The sequence below is a fragment of the Janthinobacterium sp. JC611 genome (genome assembly GCF_018682595.1).
GTDB lineage: Bacteria > Pseudomonadota > Gammaproteobacteria > Burkholderiales > Burkholderiaceae_D > Janthinobacterium.
In genome coordinates this window covers 1-17,600 of the sequence record NZ_JAFLJN010000015.1, presented here as the reverse complement: position 1 = coordinate 17,600, position 17,600 = coordinate 1, and the positions used below count along the sequence as shown (strand labels likewise).

The following is a 17,600-nucleotide window of genomic DNA, read 5'->3' as shown; positions in this document are numbered from 1 at the left end:
CCTCCCGGCGGCGCCTACTCGCCGTCGGGGGAATTAGGCTACCATGCGTCCTTGACTGAATTCACGCCACACGACCATGACCACCACCAACGACCTCGCCGAACAATCCCCGCTGGGCAAAAGCTCCGCCTACCGCACCGATTACGCGCCGGAACTGCTGTTTCCGATTCCGCGCCAGGGCAAGCGCGACGAGCTGGAATTGCGCGGCACTCTGCCGTTCTTCGGCCTCGACATCTGGAATGCGTATGAACTGTCGTGGCTGAACCAGCGCGGCAAGCCGCAGGTGGCCATCGCCAAGGTGAGCGCACCGGCCGATTCGCCCAACATCATCGAATCGAAATCGTTCAAGCTGTACCTGAACTCGTTCAACCAGACCAAACTGGACAGCCCGGAAGCCTTGCTGGCCCTGCTGAAACAGGATTTGTCGAACGGTTTCGGCGCGCCCGTGCAAGTGGAACTGACCTTGCAGGACGATTTCGGCAAGCTGAAAATGGGCGAGTTCGACGGCGTGCTGCTGGACCGCCTGGACCTGGAAATCACGCAATACACGCCCTCGCCGCTGCTCCTGAAGGCGGCACTGGACGAGGCGCCAGTGGAAGAAAAACTCGTCTCGCACTTGCTCAAATCGAATTGCCTGGTGACGGGCCAGCCTGACTGGGGCAGCGTGCAGATCGAGTATGCGGGGCCGCAGATCGACCAGGAAAGCCTGCTGCGCTACCTGATCGGCTTCCGCGAGCACAATGAATTCCACGAGCAGTGCGTGGAGCGCATCTTTGTCGATATCTTGCGCCAGTGCAAACCGCAAAAGCTGTCCGTGTATGCGCGCTATACGCGCCGCGGCGGCCTCGATATCAATCCCTGGCGCAGCAATTTCAGCACGGGAGCGATGCCGGGCAATCTGCGCAATGCGCGCCAGTAATACCAGCACGCAACACCACAAAACCATGCCAACAGGAATGTTGGCTGTGTTTTAAAACAACGTTGCAGTAATGCCGCAGAGCATGTCACAGACGCTGAAAAATCGGAAAATCCGCATTCGGCGGCGGAAAAACCGGCGCGCCGCGTGTTTTTCATCAAGAAATAGCCGATACACCCCGGCGTTATTTTTTTGCTAAAATGATGACGGCATGGGTTGTAGCGTCCACTGCGCCCGCAGCGGGCGTATACTGTTGAGAATTGGCGTTACAGGCCGCGAAAACAGGCCTATAATTCGGCTCGCAAGCCCTCTGCGCATTGCACCATTTCATTGAGTGTCATGACTAATCTTAGCAAAATATTATCACTCGAAAACGTCCTGCTGGACCTGGAAGTCTCCAGTAAAAAGCGCGCCTTCGAGCAAGCCGGCCTGATCTTCGAAAACAATTACGGCATCGCCCGCTCCACCGTCTCGGACAATCTGTTTGCCCGTGAACGCCTGGGCTCGACCGGCCTGGGCCATGGCGTGGCCGTGCCGCATGGCAGGGTCAAGGGCAGCAAGACCTTGAAAGCGCCACTGGGCGCCTTCGTGCGCCTGGCCGAACCGATTCCGTTCGAGTCGCCCGATGGCAAGCCCGTCAATCTGCTGTTTTTCCTGCTGATTCCCGATCATGTCACCCAGCAACATCTGGAAATCCTGTCGGAAATCGCCGAAATGTTTTCCGACGACGCCTTCCGCACGGCGCTGGCCACGGATCCGGAACCGAAATCCGTGCATTCGCGCATCGTCAATTGGCAACCCAGTCTGCAAGCGGCGGGTTAAACTTCAGGTATTCCTCCACTCCTGAAGAAGACCGCCATGTTGCAAACGCCGCTGACGATACAACGCCTGTACGACGATAATCGTGAAAGTCTGCAACTGGGCTGGTTCGCCGGCTTCCCCGGCGGCGAGCGCCTGATCTCGGGCGACGTCTCGTCGGCCGCCGACCAGGTGGGCCACTTGAACCTGATCCATCCGGGCCGCATCCAGGTCTTCGGCCACCAGGAAATCAATTACTACCAGCGCCTGAAGGTCAACACGCGCACCCACGTGATTGGCGAACTGATCGCCGGCGGTCCGCCCGCGCTGATCATCGCGCAAGGGCTGGAAACGCCGCCCGACATCCTCGCCATCTGCGACGAACAAAACATTCCCCTGTTCTCCACGCCGCTGCCGGCCGCGCAAGTGATCGACTTCCTGCGCGTCTACCTGTCGAAAAAACTGGCGCAGCGCATCATCATGCATGGCGTCTTCATGGACGTGCTGGGCGTGGGCGTGCTGATCACGGGCGATTCGGGCCTGGGCAAGAGCGAGTTGGGGCTGGAGCTGATCTCGCGCAGCCACGGCCTGGTGGCCGACGACGCCGTCGAATTCTCGCGCATCGCGCCCAACATGATCGAAGGCCGCTGCCCGCCCCTGCTGCAGAACCTGCTGGAAGTGCGGGGCCTGGGCTTGCTCGACATCAAGGCCATCTTTGGCGAAACGGCCGTGCGCCGCAAGATGCGTTTGAAACTGATCGTGCACCTGGTGCGCCGCAATGCGCTGGAAGAGGAAGTCGAGCGCCTGCCTTTCCTGTTCCCCACGGAAGACGTGCTCGGCCTGCCCGTGCGCAAGGTCGTCATCCCCGTCGCCGCCGGCCGCAACATCGCCGTGCTGCTGGAAGCGGCCGTGCGCAATACGATTTTGCAACTGCGCGGCATCGACACCTTGCAAGAGTTCATGGAGCGGCAGAGATTAGCAATGAGTGGCGACTAATTACCGGGATCCGACCCGACGGGTCCGACCCCACATTGACGCCAATGGCAACAATTAAATGCAAGCAATGCGCGAACAATAATTGCAATAATTTGTAAAGCTGATTGCCTTGGGAGCAGAGCGCCGGTCTTTATTGTATGATCGGCGTATGCATATCGTCCTTATCACCGGAATATCCGGCTCCGGTAAATCCGTCGCGCTCAATGTGCTGGAAGATACCGGCTACTATTGTGTCGACAACCTGCCACCGGCCTTGTTGCCCAGCCTGGTGCAAACCCTGCTCGACGAAGGTACACCGCAACTGGCCGTCGCCGTCGATGCGCGCAGTGCCGAATCGCTGACCAGCCTGCCGCACAATGTGGCGCTGCTGCGCGACCAGGGGCACGACGTCAAGGTCATGTTCTTGACGGCCACCACGCATTCGCTGGTGGCGCGCTTCTCGGAAACGCGGCGCAGCCATCCGCTGTCGCATGAATTGCGTCCGAACCAGAATCCGGCCAGCCGCCGTACCCTGATCGAATGCATTTCGGAAGAACGCGAACGCCTGTCGACCATCGAGCAGCTGGGCCATGTGATCGACACCTCGGAACTGAGCGCAAACAAATTGCGTGCCTGGATCAAGGATATCGTCGCCTCCGAACGCGCGCCGCTGACCCTGTTCTTCGAATCGTTCGCCTTCAAGCTGGGCGTGCCGCTGGACGCCGACTTCGTCTTCGACGTGCGGGCCTTGCCGAATCCCTATTACGACCTGGCGCTGCGCCCCCTCGACGGCCGCGACGCGCCCGTGATCGCCTTCCTCGACGCGCAGCCCAGCGCGCTGGAACTGCTGGCCGACATCCGCGCCTTCATCGAGAAATGGTTGCCGTCATTTAAGTCCGACAACCGCAGCTACCTGACGGTGGCCCTCGGCTGCACGGGCGGCCAGCACCGCTCCGTGTACATGGCGGAGCGGCTGGCGCAATACTTCGGCCCCAACGAACGCGTGGTCTTGCGCCACCGCGAGCGCAGCTAGAGAACGCCAATAAAACCTACTGCGCGTCGGTATAGGTGGTCTGCGATGCTCACTGTGCGTAAAGCACAGTTCCGCTTCTCAACCACCTCTCCCTTCCGCTCGCTACGGTTTTATCCAGCGTTGTTACTTCAGATGATAAAGCGGATGCGCCTGCGCCGGCCAGACGGGCGCGAAGAAGCGCGCCACCATGGCCGCGTCGACCTCGTCCAGGCTGGCAGGGTTCCAGCGCGGCGCATTGTCCTTGTCGACCACCAGCGCGCGCACGCCCTCGAGCACTTCGCCATGTGCGAAATTGTGGCGCACCACCGTGCGCTCCATGCGCAGGCAATCGGCCACGCCCAGGTGGGCGCCCCGCTGCAGCAATTCCAGGGTCACCGACATCATCAAGGGAGAGCGCAGGCGCATGGCCGCCAGGGCCTTGGCGGCGAACGCGCCGTCGTCCTGCGCCAGCGAGGCCATGATGGCCGCCACCGAACCCGCGCCGAAATGGCGGTCCAGCGCCGCGCGCGCCGTGGCCAGGGCAGAAACGCCCGCCTCGGCCTGGAACGGCGCCGCCAGCGCCTTGATGGCCACCGGCAAGGCCTCGCCCGGCGTCGATTCGAACAGGGCCAGCAGCGCCCCCATCTGCGCCTCGGGCAGGTAGACATCGGCCAGGCCCGTGTACAGGGCATCGGCCGCGTTGATCGTCAAACCCGTCAAGCCCAGGTACAGGCCCAGCTGACCGGCCAGGCGGGACAGGAAATAACTGCCGCCCACGTCGGGAAACAGGCCGATATTGACTTCCGGCATGGCCATGCGCGTGCGGCCCGTGACGATGCGCAAGCGGTTGCCGGGCCCAGCTTGCGCCACGCCCATGCCGCCGCCCATCACCACGCCATCCATCACGGCGATATACGGTTTCGGGTAAAAATGAATTAAATGATTTAAAGCATATTCTTCCGTGAAGAAATCTTCCAGCAAGGCGCTGCCGCCTTGCGGCGTGGCCCGGCCCGCATCGTAAAAGAAGCGGATGTCGCCGCCGGCGCACAGGGCCTTGTCGCTGCTGGAGCGGATGACGACGGCGTCCACCTGCGGATCGTCGCGCCAGGCCAGCAGGGCCGCGCTGAGGGTGCGCACCATGTCCAGCGACAGGGAATTCAAGGCTTTGGGACGGTCGAGCACGATGTGCCCGGTGCGGTGGCGGATGGAGGTCTGGACGAAGTCGCTCATGGCAGGCAGGAAAGAAGTGAAAGTGCAAACATTCTAGCGCCTGCGCGGGGAACATTGCGTTCCGCTGGGCGCAAAAAAGGGCGCAAGATGTGCGCCCTTAGTTGATCACAGCCAGTTGAAAGTCGCGGCCCGCTCAGGCGGCGGCGAATTCTTCTTCCGAGCTGTCTGGCAGATGCTTGATCGCCTCTTTACCGTGCCCTTGCACTTTGGTTTTGTACTTCATCACTTGCCTGTCCAGCTTGTCGATCAGGGTATCGATGGCGGCATACAGGTCGTGCGCCAAGCTTTCTACATAGACAGTTTTGCCACTCAGACGCAGGTTGACTTCGGCCTTTTGACGTTTTTCTTTCTCTTTGAGGTTATCCACGGTCAGAATCACGGCGATATCGATGACTTGATCGAAATGACGTTTCACGCGCTCCAGTTTCGTTTGTACGTATTCACGGATGGCTGGTGTCACTTCGAGATGATGTCCGCTGATGGTGAGATTCATACACACTCCTAAAGATGATCGGGTTCGTGCGGTCCATCGTATCCGGCCCGCAGAGGAACCGAAAAAAACTTACAAACACTTACGCAGGCTCACTGGCGGAATTTTTAATGCTTCCCGGTATTTGGCAACAGTACGTCGCGCAATCACCATGCCTTGTTCCCCCAGCATGTCCGCAATCTTACTGTCGGATAAAGGATTTTTAGGGTCTTCTGCTCCTGTCAGTTGCACGATCAATGCCCGTATCGCCGTCGATGACGCTTCGCCCCCCGCTTCGGTGGCGACGTGGCTACCAAAGAAATATTTCAACTCGAACATGCCGTGCGGGGTCAGCATGTACTTTTGAGTTGTTACCCGCGAGATAGTACTCTCGTGTAAACCCAGTGTATCAGCTATTTCACGGAGCACAAGGGGACGCATGGCAACGGCCCCATGCGAGAAAAAGTTCTTTTGTCTTTCTACTATCGCCTGCGCCACGCGCAGGATCGTGTCGAAGCGCTGGCGCATGTTCTTGATCAGCCACTTGGCTTCCTGCAACTGCGCGCCCATGGCGCCCTCGCCCTTGCCCTGCTTGAGCAGGTTGGCGTACATGGCGTTGACGCGCAGGCGCGGCATGACGTCGTTGTTCAGGGTCACTTGCCAGCCATTGCGCGCGCGCTTGACGACGACGTCAGGCACCACGTAATCGGACACGTCCGAGGCGAATACGGCGCCCGGATGCGGATTGCACTGGCGAATCACCGTCTGCGCCTCGCGCAAGTCTTCATCGTCGCAATCGAGGGCTTTTTTCAGCTTGTTGAAGTCGCGCTGGGCAAACCAGGCCAGGTGCTTTTCCACGATGACGAGGGCCATGCGCCGCGTCACCATGGCAACGTGCGGCAAGCGCTTGATTTGCAGGGCCAGGCATTCGGACGCATTGCGCGCGCCCACGCCGGGCGGATCGAAACTTTGCAGTAGCGACAAGGCCGTGCGCATCTCGTCGGCGTCGATTTCCAGCTCTTCCGGCAGGCGCGCCAGGATGTCGTCGAGCGACTCTTCCAGGTAGCCATTGTCGTCGAGCGCATCGATGATCAGCTCGACCAGCGCGCGGTCGCGCAATTCGAGCACCGTCACGCGCATCTGCTCCATCAGGTGCTCGCGCAGGGTGCAGTGATGGGCCTCCAGTTGCGGGCGCGAATCTTCGTCGTCGGGCGCCTTGCCCCGGCTCGCCTCGCTCCAGTCGCTGTCGCCGCCGTCCGCAGCGGCCGGGCCGTCACCGGCCTCGCCGTCAAACGCCTCCGCTTCGGCCGGCGCCGCGGGCGCCTCCTGGCCTGGCGGCTGGGGCGGCGCTTCGGCCGGCGCGGCCGTGGAACTCAAGGCCCCGTCGGACAGCAGGCGCAGCGAACGGTCGAGCGGATCGTCGAGGCGTTCGAGCAAGGGATTGTCCGTCAGCAATTGCTCCAACTCCTGGTGCAATTCCAGGGTAGACAATTGCAACAGGCGTATCGATTGCTGCAACTGCGGCGTCAGTGCCAGGTGCTGCGAAGTGCGCAGCTGCAATGATTGTTTCATTGGCTTACATGCGGAAGTGTTCGCCCAGATAGACCCGGCGTACCGACTCGTTCGCGATGATGTCGTCGGGGCGTCCCGACGCCAGTACCGAGCCCTGGTTGATGATGTAGGCACGGTCGCAAATACCCAGCGTCTCGCGCACATTATGATCGGTGATCAGCACGCCGATATTGCGCTCCTTCAAGAAGCGCACGATGCGCTGGATCTCGATCACGGCGATCGGATCGACGCCGGCGAACGGTTCGTCGAGCAGCACGAAACGGGGATCGGTGGCCAGCGCGCGGGCGATTTCCACGCGGCGCCGCTCGCCGCCGGACAGCGACAGGGCCTGGTTCTCGCGCAGCTTTTCAATCTGCAAGTCGGCCAGCAGTTTATCCAGGCGCTCATCGATCTCGGCCTTCGTCAACGGTCGGCCTTCGACGGTCTGGATTTCCAGCACGGCGCGGATATTGTCTTCCACCGTCAGCTTGCGGAAGACGGACGCTTCCTGCGGCAGGTAGGACAGGCCCATCTGCGCGCGGCGGTGGATCGGCAGGCTGGAAATGTCCACGCCGCTGATGTCGATGCTGCCGCCGTCCGACGGCACCAGGCCGACGATCATGTAGAACGAGGTGGTCTTGCCGGCGCCGTTCGGGCCCAGCAAGCCCACCACTTCGCCGCATTCGACTTGCAGCGAGACATCATGCACGACTTGGCGCTTGCCATAGGTTTTTTGCAGCCCGCGAACGATCAGGGTGCTGCCGCAACGAGTATTGTCCATTATTTCTTTCCTGGCGCAGGCGTGGCCGGCGCTTTCTCCGCCGCCGGCGCCTTGGTCTTCGGCTGGATCACCATGCGCACGCTGCCGCCATCGGCGGTGCTGGTGCCGCTGTCGGAATTTTCCATCGCAAACACTTCCTTGCGGCTGTCATACGAGATGAAGGCGCCATTGGCCACGTCGGTCACTTTCGTGCCTTCCAGGCGCGTCAGCTTGGCTTTGGAAAACAGTTTCACCACTTCCGTCTTGTTGTCGTACTCCACGCGCTCCGCTTCGCCCTCGACCCACAGGTCGCCCGCGCCATCGCGCTTCTGGCGGAAGGTGGCCAGCTTGCCGGGATCGGCCCAGAAGGTGATGAACTGGTAGCCTTGCGGGTCTTCCGTGATCAGGGCCCGGCCCGCCTTCATGGTCAGGGTGCCCTTGACCAGCACGACGTCGCCCGTCAGGGTACGCACCTGCTTGACGTCGTCGACATGGCCGCTGCGCGCCGTGATGACGGCTTCCTTCTCGGAATCGGCTTTCTCGGCATGCGCCACGCCTGTCATGGCCAGAGAAAATACGGTCAACAGCAAGATGTTCTTCATAATATGGTTTCCTTGTTTCATTCTGTCATTTTGCCGCCGCGGCCGGGCGCGGTTTCGGCGGGAGGACCATGCGCAACGCATTCTGCACTTCCACCACGCCGGTGGCGTTATTGGCCTTCATGCCGATGCCATTGATGCGCGAGGCGCCCGTCAGGATATCGACAGGCACGTCCGTTTCCATTCTTTCCTCGTCCGGGAACACCGTCAGCGCTTCCGTCCTGACCGTCAGGTTCTGCGCCTTCGGACTGGCCACGCGGTCGATCACGACCTTGCGGTGCAGTTGCAGCCGGGTATTGTCCTGGTCGATATGCGCCAGTTCCGCATGCATGTTCAACGGCGGCATGCCGGGCGTGAGCTTGCGCACGAAAGGCTGGTCGATATCGGACGAATCGTCCAGCGGATAATGCGTGAGCTTGGTGCCCGAGACGATATAACTGGGTTTACCCGTCAAATCCATGCGCACCATGCTGAAATTGGTGATGAAATAGTCGGGCTCATCCAGATGCTTGCTGGCCGTGATGTCCTGGCTGTTCTTGTTCATCACCTCGAGCAGCCAGAAGCTGCCCAGCGCGACGACAACCGCGCCCAGCATGGTAAAAATCATGCGCCAGCGATGGGCGCCTCCTGGCTTACGCATAGGGCTTCACTCTTTCAAAGGTCACTGGCGAGGCGGCGCGCCTCACTCCAGGAACGGCGCCATGACGCGCGCATAGTTGTCCTGGGCGCGCAGCAGGAATTCGCAGATCTCGCGCACCGCGCCGCGGCCGCCGCCGGCCTGCGTCACATGGTGCGCCAGCCCCTGCGCCTCCGGACGCCCGCCCGGCACGCTGACGGCAAAGCCGACGCGCTTCAGGATGGGCGCGTCGATGACGTCGTCGCCGATATAGCCGCATTGTTCTTCCGTCAAGCCCGTCAGCGCCAGCAGTTCGCGAAACGGCGTCAGCTTGTCATGGCCGCCCTGGTGCACATGGGTAATGCCCAGGTCTTGCGCGCGGCGCGCCGTGATCGCCGAGCGGCGCGCGCTGATGATGGCCGTCTGCACGCCCGATTCCTGCAGCAGCTTGATGCCCAGGCCATCATACACATTAAACGTTTTCATCATCTCGCCGTCCGGGCCGAAATGCAGGCTGCCGTCGGTGAGCACGCCATCGACGTCAAAGATCATCAGTTTGACCTTGGCCGCGCGCGCCAGGTTATCCGCCACGCTGTCCATCAGATCACCTTCGCTTGCGTCAGGTCATGGATATGCAGCGCGCCCACCAGCTTGCCGTCGGCATCGACGACCAGCATCTGGTTGATGCGGTACTGCTCCATCACGGCCACGGCGTCGACGGCCAGGCGTTCGGGCGCGATGCTGCGCGGCTGCGCATGCATGACGTCGCGGATCGCCACTTGCGTGAAATCCTGCACGCGCTCGAACATGCGGCGCAAATCGCCATCCGTAAACACGCCCACGGGACGGTCGTCCGCATCGACGACGGCCGTCATGCCCATGCCCTTCTTCGTCATTTCTTCCAGCGCCTGCAGCAGCGAGGCGTCCACCGGCACCTTCGGCACCCGTTCGCCGCTGCGCATGACGTCATGCACGTGGGTGAGCAGGCGGCGGCCCAGGGCGCCGCCCGGATGCGAACGGGCAAAATCTTCTTCCTTGAAGCCGCGCAAGTCGAGCAAGGCCACGGCGATCGCGTCGCCCAAGGCCAGGGTGACGGTGGTGCTGGCCGTCGGCGCCAGGTTCAGCGGACAGGCTTCTTTCTCAACAGAAATATCCAGGTGCACGTCGGCCAGCTGGGCCAGGCTGGAGTTCGGTTTGCCCGTCATGGAAATGAGTACGCCGCCCATGCGCTTGACGACGGGCATGATGGCCATCAGTTCCGACGATTCGCCCGAATACGAGATGGCGATAAACGCATCGTCCGAGGTGACCATACCCAGGTCGCCATGGGCCGCTTCGGCCGGATGCACGAACAGGGCCGGCGTGCCGGTGGAAGCGAGGGTGGCGGCAATCTTGCGCGCGATATGGCCGGACTTGCCGATGCCCGAGACGACGACACGCCCTTTGCATTGCAGCAACAGCGCCACGGCGCGGCCCACGCTGTCGTCCGTGGCCAGGCGCGCGTGCAGGGCGTTGATGGCGTCGGACTCGATCTGCAAGGTGGTGCGGGCCAGCGCGACGGCGCGCTCGGTCATCGCTTGCATGTCAATTCGATCAAAAGCTTTCAGCATTGTTTTTTCATGGGTTACACTCATGCCCAAAGTATAAACGAATTAGGAAAGCAAAAAACTTGCCAGTCACAACAAACAACGATTTCCATTGACCGCACCGGGCAACCCATGTTTTCCTCGCTTGAACTGACCCTGATGTTACTCGGCAGCGCCGTGCTGGGCGTGGTCGCTTTCAGAATGTTGCATTTGCCACCCATGCTGGGCTACCTGGCCGTCGGCATCGTCATCGGCCCCCACGCGCTGGGCCTGGCGGCGGAAAACGAGGCCAGCCACACCTTGGCCGAGTTCGGCGTCGTCTTCCTGATGTTTTCCATCGGGCTCGAATTCTCGCTTCCCAAATTCCTCGCCATGCGGCGCATCGTCTTCGGCTTGGGGCTGGCGCAGGTGGTCACCACCATCATCGCCACCGTCGTCTTCGGCTGGTTCGTCGCCCGTTATCTGTCCGCCTACATCCACCTGAGCTGGCAAGCCGCGTTCGCCCTGGGCGGCGCGCTGGCCATGTCGTCGACGGCCATCGTCTCCAAAATGCTCACGGAGCGGCTGGAACTGGAAAGCGAACACGGCCGCAAGATCATCGGCATCCTGCTGTTCCAGGACCTGGCCGTCGTGCCCCTGCTGATCCTCATTCCCGCCCTCACACGCGATTCGGACAACCTGGCCGAAACCCTGGCCTGGGCCGGCGGCAAGGCCCTGGTCGTGCTGATCTTGCTGCTGTTCATCGGCCAGAAGATGGTGCGCGGCTGGCTGACCATCGTCGCCAAGCGCCGCTCGCAGGAATTGTTCATGCTCAACCTGCTCCTGATCACGCTGGGCGCGGCCTGGATCACGGAACGGGCAGGATTGTCGCTGGCCCTGGGGGCGTTTGTAGCCGGCATGCTCATTTCCGAGACGGAATTCAAGCACCAGGTGGAAGAGGATATCAAGCCCTTCCGCGATGTGCTGCTGGGCCTGTTCTTCATCACCGTCGGCATGCTGCTCAATATCCGCGTGGTGCTCGACAACTGGTGGCTGGTCCTGCTGCTGCTGTGCGGCCCCGTGCTGCTGAAATTCGCCCTCATCGCTGGCCTGGCGCGGCTGTTCGGGTCCAGCAACGGCGTGGCCCTGCGCACGGGGCTGGGACTGGCGCAGGCGGGCGAGTTCGGCTTCGTGCTGCTGAACCTGGCGGGCGGCATCAAGCTGATGGACCCGTTCGTCGTGCAGGTGGTGCTGGCCTCGATGGTGCTGTCGATGCTGGTGGCGCCCTTCCTCATCGCCAAGTCCGACGCCATCGTCATGAAACTGGCGGCCAACGACTGGATGATGCAATCGCTGGCGCTGACCAAGATCGCCACGCGCACCATGGCGTCGCAGAAACACGTGCTGATCGCCGGCTTCGGGCGCAGCGGGCAAAGCCTGGCCACCCTGCTGGCGGAAGAAAAGATCGAATACCACGCGCTGGACCTGGACCCGGAACGGGTGCAGGAAGCGCAGCTGGCCGGCGCCCACGTCTCATATGGCGACGCGGGGCGGCGCGAAAGCCTGGTGGCAGCCGGCATCTATCGGGCCAGCGCCGTGGTGATCACCTACGCCAACACGCCTTCGGCACTGAAGTTATTGCATTTACTCAATGAAATGGCACCGACCTTGCCCGTCATCGTGCGCAGCCACGACGATAGCGACCTCGACCAGTTGAAGAAGGCGGGTGCGGCCGAAGTGGTGCCGGAATTGATGGAAGGCAGCCTGATGCTCGCTTCGCACGCGCTGATCATGATGGGCGTGCCCCTGCGGCGCGTGGTGCACCGGGTGCAGGCGGCACGCGAAGAACGCTATGCATCCCTGCGCGGCTATTTCCACGGTTCCAGCGACGCGGGCGACGATGCCGAGCTGGAGCGCCTGCATACGGTCACCGTCAGCGAGGGCGCGCACTGCGTGGACTTGCCCTTGAGTGCGATCGACGTGGCCGGCTGCGGCGCGTTCGTGACGGCCATCCGCCGTGGCCGCGACCGCCTCGAGGTCACCCCCGAGACGCAGCTGATCAGCGGCGACGTGGTGGTGCTGCGCGGCACGGCCGACGCCGTGGCCAAAGCGGAAACTTTGCTCTTAAAATAATCAGCCTGGCTGCGCCTGCCAGCTGACGACCTTGTTGCGGCCATCGGCCTTGGCCTGGTACAGGGCCTGGTCGGCGTGCGCCACCAGTTGCTGCGCCACCGTTTCGATCGGCAGCAGGGCCGCGTCCGCTTCCAGGCTGGCCACGCCGATCGACACGCTGACCCACGCCTGCGCGCTGCCCGGCAAATCAAACATGGTGCCGGCGATGCTGGCGCGGATGCGTTCGGCAACGAAGGTCGCGCTGTCGAGGTCGGCGTCGATCAGCAGCACGACGAATTCCTCGCCGCCGAAGCGGCCCAGCGCATCGGAGCGGCGCAATTCCGTGCGGATGCGCGTGGCCACTTCGCGCAGCACTTCATCGCCGCCCTGGTGACCATAGGTGTCATTGACCAGCTTGAAATGGTCGATGTCGATGTACATGCACGAAATGCAATAATTCTGGCGCCGCGCGCGGGCGATCTCTTCCAGCAGCCGGCGGTCGATATAGCGGCGGTTGTAGACGCCCGTCAGGGAATCGGTCAAGCCGATGTATTTCAACATTTCATTGCTGATCACGTTTTCCAGGCAAATGGCGATGATGGACGCCATGTGCTTGATGAAATCCGTGCCGAGCGCGGGCGTAAAGCGGGTCACGTCGCCGCTGGCCAGGTTCAGGCTGCCAATCAGGCGCTTGTTGCGCAGCAAGGGCACCAGCGCCACGCTGCGCAGGGGAACGTCGATCTGCGGAAAGCGCGGGCCATGCACGGCCGCATCGAAGGCACCCAGCAGCGGCAACGGCGGCAAGGCCGCTTCCCCCTCGGCCACGGGCGCCGGCGGTGCAAACCCCAGCTCCGCCACGGCATGCACGAACAGCAACTGCGGAAAGGCGCTGAAATCGACGCCCAGCTTTTCCATCACCAGCACGATATCGTCATCCTCGTCGAGCAGGCTCAAGGTGACGCCGTCGAGGTCGGAAATCACGGGCAGGGTGCGGAAGATGGTGCCGATCAGTTCGGGAAACGTGGACGCGCCGACGATTTCCAGGTCGAACGCCTGGTGGCGGCACATGATGTCGTGGTTGCGCTCGACCTGTTCCAGCAGGAAAGCCATGCGCGCGCGCAAGGCCTGGTTTTCGGCTTCGAGGCTGGCAATGCGCGGATCCGGCGGTATTGCTTGATTCATAGAAACCTTAAACCCTTCTGTACGGGCGCCATGCTTAAAATGCCAGTTCGAAACCGATATCCTGCCCCACCACGATACGCTCGTCGCCGCCTTCGGTGACGATGGCGTTCATGCCGAAGCAGATGGCGCCGTCGAGCTCGGGCTTGGCGCGATAGCCATGCATGACGTCGAGCGGGTCCGGTCCAGGCACGCCCGTGGCCTGGTCCACCGACGGGATCGGGCAACGCGAGCACGGTTTGACGGGTTTTAACACGGTGGCGCCAAATTGCAGGAAGTCGGCGTAATCTTCCTCGAAGGCGCCGATGTCGCCGATCACGAGGTTGGGCCGGAAACGGTTCATCGGCAGCGCTTCACGGCCGGCGGCGCGCAGCTTGTCATTGACATCGTCCAGCGAGGCACTGCCGGCGATCAGCACGGGGTAGCCATCGGCAAACATGGTCGAGGCGGCCACGCCATCGGTCCAGGTGGTGCTGGTGGCGCGCACCACGTCCGGGTGAAAGCGCACCAGGCGGCACGGCACGCCGATGGCGTTGGAAAACCAGGTGGCCGTGACCTCGTCGCAATCGTAGGCGCGCACGCTATCGTCCCACACTTGCACGTCCAGCATGGGCGCCAGTTGCGGATGCGGCAAGCCCAGCTCGATTTCCAGGCGCAGCATGCCCGGCGCGCGCAATTCCAGAGTGGAGGCCTTGATGGACGGCACGATCAGCGCCATGCGCGGATGTTCGCGCTGGGTCAGGAAACGGCCGTGCTCGTCCACCACCATCCATTCGCGGTCGAACACGTGCTCGCTCATCAGCCCTGAACGCGTCAGGACCGCCTCGCGCAGGTGGATGCCGGCGCAGGATTTGATGGGGTACAGAATGATGTCGGACAGGATAGCCATGGGCCGGGGCAGTATTGCAACTTCTGCCAGGAAGTTATTCAGAAACGCAGTATGGCAGCAAAGACGGCAAGCGTAAATCGGCCAGGCTCAGCCAAAGAGGCTGGCCTGGCGCGGCAGTGATCAATACGTGTAGAAAATACGCTGGATTTCTTGCGTGCTATTCGTCTTGGTCAAGGCCAACATCAGCAGGATGCGGGCTTTTTGCGGGTTCAGGGTGTCGGACACGACACTGTCGAGTTCATCGTCGTTGGCCTCGCCATTGCGCGCCACGATGCCCTGGCCGACGCGGCTCGAACGCACGATCAGCACGCCCTTCTGGCGCGCTTCCACCAGGGCCGGCTTCATTTGCGCGGCCACGCTGCCATCGCCCACGCCCGCGTGGATGATGCCCTTGGCGCCGGCGGCAATGAAGGCGTCCATGCCGACGCGGTTCATGTTGGCGTAGCCATACACGATATCGACTTGCGGCAGAGCGTCGAGCTTGCTGATGTCAAATTCCGATTCCAGTGTGTGCTTGCGCGTCGACTGGCGGTAAAAGAAGGCCTTGCTGCCCTGGATGTAGCCGAGCATGCCCAGTTCCGGCGACTTGAAGGTGTCGGTCGTCGAGGTGTTCGTCTTGGTCACTTCGCGCGCGGCGTTGATCTGGTCGTTCAAGGCCACCAAGACGCCCTTGCCCACGGCTTCCTTGCTGCCGGCCAGCATCACGGCGTTGTACAGGTTGATCGGGCCGTCAGCCGAGATGGCCGTCGACGGACGCATGGCGCCCACCACCACCACCGGCTTGTGGCTTTTCACGGTCAGGTTCAGGAAATACGCCGTTTCCTCGATGGTGTCGGTGCCGTGCGTGACGACCACGCCATCGACATCGTTCGAGGCCAGCAGCACGTTGATGCGCTTGGCCAGGGCCAGCCAGTGGCTATTGCCCATGCTTTCGCTGGCGATCTGGAACACTTGCTCGCCTTTCACATTGGCCACTTTTTTCAGTTCCGGCACGGCGGCGATCAGGCGCTCGACGCCCACGGTGGCCGAGGTGTAGCCGACGGTGGTGGTGCTGTCGGCGCCGCTGCCGGCGATCGTGCCGCCCGTGGCCAGAATCACCACATTCGGCAATTTGACGGCCGCCTGCTGCGCGCGCGCCGGAGATGCGGCGATAAAGCCCATCAGCAAGGTAGCCAGCATCAGCTGTGCACAAGAATGGAATTTGCGTGAAAACATGGTGCTCCCGTGAGGTGTACTGTCAAAAATAACAAAGTCGTGTGCAAATTATATGTCATCCATGCCGGCGCAAATCCCGAATTCATGCGTATCGCGCAAACGTGCGCGCCTGCCGATGCGCTAGAGTGGCGCCATGCCCACACTACGCCCCTTCCGCGCTTGCCGCATCCTGCCGCTCGTCCTGATGGCGCTGGGCGCCTGCTCGACGCAAATCGAACTGCGCACGGCGGCGCAGCAGGAACAGTTCGCGCGGGAGGCGGCCGGGCAGGGCGACTGGGAGCGGGCCATGCGCAACTACGCGGCCGCGGCCGAGAATGCGGAACTCGGTCATGGCGATGCTGCCTGGCAAGCCCGCCTGCACTACCAGGCGGGACGCACCGCCAGCGCCGCCTGCCGCCATGACGCGGCCGCATTTCATTTCCGCCAGGCCAACGCGCTGGCAAAGAAAGCGGACGCCTTGACGGACCTGGAAGCGCTGCCAGTCGGCAAGCCTTGCGGAGTCCGGCCATGAACATCGCACGCGCCTTGCTGGCCGCCGGCCCCCTCTTCGCCGCCATGGCGCCGGCACTTGCCGCCGAGCGGGCCTTGCCCTTATGGGAAGCGGGCGTGTTTGGCGGCACGGCCGTCACGCCCGCCTATCCGGGCGCCGGCGAACGCTCGACGCGCAAGCTGGCCCTGCCCTATCTGATTTATCGCGGAAAAGTATTGCGCGCCGACCGCTCCGGCGTGGGCGCACGCCTGCTCGACACGGACCGTCTCGACCTCGATATCGGGTTCGCCCTGTCCTTGCCGGCGCGCTCCAGCGACGTGCCGGCCCGGCGCGGCATGCCGGATCTGGGTACCCTGGTGGAATTTGGCCCGCGCCTGAAAATCAAGCTGGCCGAGCCGACGCAACACAGCCGCCTGGGGCTGGAACTGCCCTTACGCGCCGTCATCGAAGCGCGCGGCGGCCTGCGCCGCCAGGGCGCCACGTTCGAGCCGCGCCTTGTCTACGCGCTGCAAGGCGAGCAGCAGGCCTGGCATGTCGATGCCAGCTTGGGCGCCGTATTCGGCAATGCCGCCATCAACGATTACTTGTATGGCGTCAGCCCCGCGCTTGCCACCGGCCAGCGCCCCGCGTATGCGGCAAAAAGCGGGCTGATGCTCACGCGGCTGGGCCTGGGCGGTTCGTACCGGCTGCAGCGGGACTGGCGCGCCTTCGCATTCTTGCGCTACGACAACTACTCAGGCGCCGCCAACCGCGCCAGCCCCCTGCTGCGCCAGAACAGCGGCACCTCGGCCGGCATCGGCCTGATGTGGACCTGGCAACGTTCAAGCAGCCTGGCACGGGGCCGCGAGGACTAGAACACCGTCCGATTGCAGGCATGCTGGCTATCCGGGCAATAAAAAACCCTGCAAATCAAAGACTTGCAGGGTTTCTTGCAGCCCGCGCGAAGCGCGTGTGGGAAGTTAGACGTTGAACAGAAAGTTTGATCATATATCATTGATTTAATTGAAAAAATATACACACTTTCCTCTTCTGTACTCACTAACGTACCCACTTTCACCAAGGCTATACAAAAAATTGACGAGCATGTTTCTCCTGAAATATTTCCCCAAGAGCAACACTGGGATATCCTGCCCTCTTCCACTCTTAAGCCGGCCACGGGAATCCCAATGCAAATTTCCGGCGACTGCGCGGGCTACGATATCGGAGGGCATATGTCCGGGCATT

The 17,600-nt window shown here is 62.2% G+C and carries 18 protein-coding genes; 7 read left to right on the top strand and 11 right to left on the bottom strand.

What is annotated here, in order from left to right:
* Positions 1 to 76 precede the first annotated feature (76 nt).
* From queF to rapZ, 4 genes are all read left to right on the top strand, one after another.
* Positions 77 to 919 carry an NADPH-dependent 7-cyano-7-deazaguanine reductase QueF gene (gene queF / locus J0O65_RS11050; protein WP_215406730.1) on the top strand — a complete coding sequence of 281 codons (843 nt, stop codon included), beginning with the start codon at positions 77 to 79 and terminating at the stop codon, positions 917 to 919.
* A 336-nt stretch (positions 920 to 1,255) separates the two neighbouring features.
* On the top strand, positions 1,256 to 1,738 hold the full coding sequence (locus tag J0O65_RS11045; RefSeq protein WP_071079718.1) for a PTS sugar transporter subunit IIA: 483 nt from the start codon (positions 1,256 to 1,258) through the stop codon (positions 1,736 to 1,738).
* Between the two features lie 36 nt (positions 1,739 to 1,774).
* Entirely contained in the window at positions 1,775 to 2,710 is a 936-nt protein-coding gene (gene hprK / locus J0O65_RS11040) for an HPr(Ser) kinase/phosphatase (RefSeq protein ID WP_034753337.1), read from the top strand.
* A gap of 148 nt (positions 2,711 to 2,858) precedes the next feature.
* Complete coding sequence (rapZ, locus tag J0O65_RS11035; RefSeq protein ID WP_099665687.1) at positions 2,859 to 3,722, top strand: RNase adapter RapZ; 864 nt, start codon at positions 2,859 to 2,861, stop codon at positions 3,720 to 3,722.
* A 123-nt stretch (positions 3,723 to 3,845) separates the two neighbouring features.
* Here the strand turns inward: rapZ and J0O65_RS11030 are convergent, their stop codons facing one another.
* The 8 genes from J0O65_RS11030 to J0O65_RS10995 form a co-directional block, all read right to left on the bottom strand.
* Positions 3,846 to 4,931 carry an enoyl-CoA hydratase/isomerase family protein gene (locus J0O65_RS11030; RefSeq protein WP_215406728.1) on the bottom strand — a complete coding sequence of 362 codons (1,086 nt, stop codon included), beginning with the start codon at positions 4,929 to 4,931 and terminating at the stop codon, positions 3,846 to 3,848.
* Between the two features lie 133 nt (positions 4,932 to 5,064).
* Positions 5,065 to 5,424: a ribosome hibernation-promoting factor, HPF/YfiA family gene (hpf, locus tag J0O65_RS11025; RefSeq protein WP_215406726.1), complete on the bottom strand. Its 360-nt coding sequence runs from the start codon at positions 5,422 to 5,424 to the stop codon at positions 5,065 to 5,067.
* A 69-nt stretch (positions 5,425 to 5,493) separates the two neighbouring features.
* Entirely contained in the window at positions 5,494 to 6,972 is a 1,479-nt protein-coding gene (locus J0O65_RS11020) for an RNA polymerase factor sigma-54 (RefSeq protein WP_215406724.1), read from the bottom strand.
* A 4-nt stretch (positions 6,973 to 6,976) separates the two neighbouring features.
* Positions 6,977 to 7,732: an LPS export ABC transporter ATP-binding protein gene (gene lptB / locus J0O65_RS11015; RefSeq protein ID WP_215406722.1), complete on the bottom strand. Its 756-nt coding sequence runs from the start codon at positions 7,730 to 7,732 to the stop codon at positions 6,977 to 6,979.
* Positions 7,732 to 8,313: a lipopolysaccharide transport periplasmic protein LptA gene (lptA, locus tag J0O65_RS11010; RefSeq protein WP_215406720.1), complete on the bottom strand. Its 582-nt coding sequence runs from the start codon at positions 8,311 to 8,313 to the stop codon at positions 7,732 to 7,734. The genes lptB and lptA overlap by 1 nt, the downstream gene beginning before the upstream one ends.
* A 25-nt stretch (positions 8,314 to 8,338) precedes the next feature.
* Positions 8,339 to 8,950 (bottom strand): LPS export ABC transporter periplasmic protein LptC, encoded by a 612-nt coding sequence (lptC, locus tag J0O65_RS11005; protein WP_251373667.1) that lies wholly within the window; start codon positions 8,948 to 8,950, stop codon positions 8,339 to 8,341.
* Between the two features lie 42 nt (positions 8,951 to 8,992).
* Positions 8,993 to 9,526: a KdsC family phosphatase gene (locus J0O65_RS11000; protein ID WP_077398943.1), complete on the bottom strand. Its 534-nt coding sequence runs from the start codon at positions 9,524 to 9,526 to the stop codon at positions 8,993 to 8,995.
* Positions 9,526 to 10,560 carry a KpsF/GutQ family sugar-phosphate isomerase gene (locus J0O65_RS10995; protein ID WP_502793557.1) on the bottom strand — a complete coding sequence of 345 codons (1,035 nt, stop codon included), beginning with the start codon at positions 10,558 to 10,560 and terminating at the stop codon, positions 9,526 to 9,528. The genes J0O65_RS11000 and J0O65_RS10995 overlap by 1 nt, the downstream gene beginning before the upstream one ends.
* An 84-nt stretch (positions 10,561 to 10,644) precedes the next feature.
* On the opposite strand from J0O65_RS10995, the gene J0O65_RS10990 reads away from it, so the two are divergent.
* Complete coding sequence (locus J0O65_RS10990; protein ID WP_215406716.1) at positions 10,645 to 12,624, top strand: monovalent cation:proton antiporter family protein; 1,980 nt, start codon at positions 10,645 to 10,647, stop codon at positions 12,622 to 12,624.
* On the opposite strand, the gene J0O65_RS10985 is transcribed toward J0O65_RS10990, so the two are convergent.
* The 3 genes from J0O65_RS10985 to J0O65_RS10975 form a co-directional block, all read right to left on the bottom strand.
* The gene (locus tag J0O65_RS10985; RefSeq protein WP_215406714.1) at positions 12,625 to 13,785 is read right to left on the bottom strand and encodes a GGDEF domain-containing protein; all 1,161 of its coding nucleotides are present in this window, start codon (positions 13,783 to 13,785) and stop codon (positions 12,625 to 12,627) included.
* 34 nt (positions 13,786 to 13,819) lie between these two features.
* The gene (locus J0O65_RS10980) at positions 13,820 to 14,671 is read right to left on the bottom strand and encodes an MOSC domain-containing protein (RefSeq protein WP_215406713.1); all 852 of its coding nucleotides are present in this window, start codon (positions 14,669 to 14,671) and stop codon (positions 13,820 to 13,822) included.
* A 120-nt stretch (positions 14,672 to 14,791) separates the two neighbouring features.
* Entirely contained in the window at positions 14,792 to 15,886 is a 1,095-nt protein-coding gene (locus tag J0O65_RS10975) for a type II asparaginase (protein ID WP_152252267.1), read from the bottom strand.
* Positions 15,887 to 16,019: 133 nt separating this feature from the next.
* Here J0O65_RS10975 and J0O65_RS10970 point away from each other — a divergent pair, with 133 nt between their 5' ends.
* Both J0O65_RS10970 and J0O65_RS10965 read left to right on the top strand, forming a co-directional pair.
* Positions 16,020 to 16,397, top strand: a complete 378-nt coding sequence (locus tag J0O65_RS10970) for a hypothetical protein (protein WP_215406711.1) — start codon at positions 16,020 to 16,022, stop codon at positions 16,395 to 16,397.
* The gene (locus tag J0O65_RS10965) at positions 16,394 to 17,230 is read left to right on the top strand and encodes a MipA/OmpV family protein (protein WP_215406709.1); all 837 of its coding nucleotides are present in this window, start codon (positions 16,394 to 16,396) and stop codon (positions 17,228 to 17,230) included. The genes J0O65_RS10970 and J0O65_RS10965 overlap by 4 nt, the downstream gene beginning before the upstream one ends.
* Positions 17,231 to 17,600 lie beyond the last annotated feature (370 nt).

Excerpts from the sequence above, each read along its gene's own strand:
- J0O65_RS11045 (WP_071079718.1), top strand. The coding sequence starts at position 1,256 with ATGACTAATCTTAGCAAAATATTATCACTCGAAAACGTCCTGCTGGAC.
- hprK (WP_034753337.1), top strand. The coding sequence starts at position 1,775 with ATGTTGCAAACGCCGCTGACGATACAACGCCTGTACGACGATAATCGT.
- J0O65_RS10970 (WP_215406711.1), top strand. The coding sequence starts at position 16,020 with ATGCCCACACTACGCCCCTTCCGCGCTTGCCGCATCCTGCCGCTCGTC.
- J0O65_RS10995 (WP_502793557.1), bottom strand. The coding sequence starts at position 10,560 with ATGAGTGTAACCCATGAAAAAACAATGCTGAAAGCTTTTGATCGAATT.
- J0O65_RS10975 (WP_152252267.1), bottom strand. The coding sequence starts at position 15,886 with ATGTTTTCACGCAAATTCCATTCTTGTGCACAGCTGATGCTGGCTACC.
- J0O65_RS10990 (WP_215406716.1), top strand. The coding sequence starts at position 10,645 with ATGTTTTCCTCGCTTGAACTGACCCTGATGTTACTCGGCAGCGCCGTG.
- J0O65_RS10985 (WP_215406714.1), bottom strand. The coding sequence starts at position 13,785 with ATGAATCAAGCAATACCGCCGGATCCGCGCATTGCCAGCCTCGAAGCC.
- lptB (WP_215406722.1), bottom strand. The coding sequence starts at position 7,732 with ATGGACAATACTCGTTGCGGCAGCACCCTGATCGTTCGCGGGCTGCAA.
- queF (WP_215406730.1), top strand. The coding sequence starts at position 77 with ATGACCACCACCAACGACCTCGCCGAACAATCCCCGCTGGGCAAAAGC.
- J0O65_RS10980 (WP_215406713.1), bottom strand. The coding sequence starts at position 14,671 with ATGGCTATCCTGTCCGACATCATTCTGTACCCCATCAAATCCTGCGCC.
- J0O65_RS11030 (WP_215406728.1), bottom strand. The coding sequence starts at position 4,931 with ATGAGCGACTTCGTCCAGACCTCCATCCGCCACCGCACCGGGCACATC.
- hpf (WP_215406726.1), bottom strand. The coding sequence starts at position 5,424 with ATGAATCTCACCATCAGCGGACATCATCTCGAAGTGACACCAGCCATC.
- lptC (WP_251373667.1), bottom strand. The coding sequence starts at position 8,950 with ATGCGTAAGCCAGGAGGCGCCCATCGCTGGCGCATGATTTTTACCATG.
- rapZ (WP_099665687.1), top strand. The coding sequence starts at position 2,859 with ATGCATATCGTCCTTATCACCGGAATATCCGGCTCCGGTAAATCCGTC.
- lptA (WP_215406720.1), bottom strand. The coding sequence starts at position 8,313 with ATGAAGAACATCTTGCTGTTGACCGTATTTTCTCTGGCCATGACAGGC.
- J0O65_RS11000 (WP_077398943.1), bottom strand. The coding sequence starts at position 9,526 with ATGGACAGCGTGGCGGATAACCTGGCGCGCGCGGCCAAGGTCAAACTG.
- J0O65_RS11020 (WP_215406724.1), bottom strand. The coding sequence starts at position 6,972 with ATGAAACAATCATTGCAGCTGCGCACTTCGCAGCACCTGGCACTGACG.
- J0O65_RS10965 (WP_215406709.1), top strand. The coding sequence starts at position 16,394 with ATGAACATCGCACGCGCCTTGCTGGCCGCCGGCCCCCTCTTCGCCGCC.